This is a genomic window from Mesorhizobium sp. M4A.F.Ca.ET.050.02.1.1 (assembly GCF_003997725.1).
In the GTDB taxonomy this organism is placed as follows: Bacteria; Pseudomonadota; Alphaproteobacteria; order Rhizobiales; family Rhizobiaceae; genus Mesorhizobium.
The window spans coordinates 1-1,391 of sequence record NZ_RZSG01001142.1 but is presented as its reverse complement, the minus strand read 5'-3'; the positions used below and the strand labels follow the sequence as shown (position 1 = coordinate 1,391).

Sequence of the window (1,391 nt, the reverse complement as noted above, 5' to 3'; positions counted from 1 at the left end):
GGTTGATGGTGTGGCTCATGGTCGGTCCTCCTCAGGCGGCTTCGGCAACTGGCACGGCGGCCGAGGCGCGGAAGTGCTGGATGGCGGCGCCGACGCCGGAGCCCGGCGCCAGCTTGACGCCGCAGTCGAGCAGCGTCAGCTCGGCGGCCGACAGCGAGGCCAGCACCATCACCTCGTTCAGCCAGCCGAGATGGCCGATGCGGAACACTTTGCCGGCCACCTTGTTGAGGCCGCCGCCGAGCGATGTCTGGTAGGTCCCGTAGGCTCGCTTGACGACGTTGGCGCTGTCGATGCCTTCGGGCACCAGGATGGCGCTGACCGTATCGGAGTGCCATTGCGGAGTCTTGGCGCACAGCTTCAGGCCCCAGGCGTCGACGGCCTTGCGCACGCCTCCAGCGAGGCGATGGTGGCGAGCGAAGATGTTCTCCAGCCCTTCCGCGGCGATCAGGTCGAGCGAGGCGCGAAGGCCACGCAGCAGTTGTGTGGCCGGCGTATAGGGGAAGTAGCCCGTATCGTTGACGCGGATCATGTCCTCGAAGGAGAAGTAACAACGCCGGTGGGTCGCGACCCGCGACGCGGCAAGCGCCTTCTGGCTGACCGACAGGAAGCCGAGGCCGGCCGGCAGCATGAAGCCTTTCTGCGAGCCGCTGACGGCGCAGTCGACGCCCCATTCTTCCTGACGGAAGTCGATCGAGCCGATCGACGAGACGCCGTCGACGAAGAGCAGGGCAGGGTGGTTTGCGTCGTCGAGCACCGCGCGGCAGCCGGCGACATCGCTGGTGACGCCGGTCGCCGTCTCGTTCTGCGTGCAGAACACAGCCTTGATGCGGTGCGCCTTGTCGGCCTGCAGCCTCTCGGCATAGAGCTCGAGCGGGACGCCGGTTCCCCATTCGCAGTCGATGACGTCGACCTCGAAGCCGAGACGCTCGGCCATGTCGACCCACAGGTGCGAGAATTGGCCGAAGCGCGACATCAGCACCCGGTCACCGGGGCTGAGCACGTTGGTCATTGCCGATTCCCAGGCGCCGGTGCCGGACGACGGGTAGATGAAGACGCGGCCGGTCTCGTTCTTGAAGACCTTCTTGATGTCCTCGAACAGCGGCAAGGTCAGATCCGGGAACGAGGAGGCGCGCATGTCCTCCATCGGCAGGTTCATGGCCTGCCGGACCTGCTCCGGAATGTTGGTGGGTCCTGGAATGAAAAGATGGGTGAACCCAGCCATGCTCGAACTCCTCCGGTCGTTTGGGATGGTAGAGGAAGTGTCGTTTGGGTGGGCCTGAGCAACAACACTCTGGCGGGTAAGTTGTCACCGCGCGCGGGTAGGCCCAGCCTACCCGGTCGTCCTACCCGAAAGGCGATTTGGGCGCGCGGCGCTTCTCGCTCGAATAAAG

The 1,391-nt window shown here is 65.5% G+C and carries 1 protein-coding gene; it reads right to left on the bottom strand.

Going from position 1 to position 1,391, the window contains the following annotated elements:
* Positions 1 to 31: 31 nt before the first annotated feature.
* The gene (locus tag EOA33_RS35775) at positions 32 to 1,222 is read right to left on the bottom strand and encodes an aminotransferase class V-fold PLP-dependent enzyme (protein ID WP_126054045.1); all 1,191 of its coding nucleotides are present in this window, start codon (positions 1,220 to 1,222) and stop codon (positions 32 to 34) included.
* Between the last annotated feature and the right edge of the window lie 169 nt (positions 1,223 to 1,391).

What these genes read in the sequence shown, in the direction of transcription:
- EOA33_RS35775 (WP_126054045.1), bottom strand. Translation starts at nt 1,222, where the DNA reads ATGGCTGGGTTCACCCATCTTTTCATTCCAGGACCCACCAACATTCCG.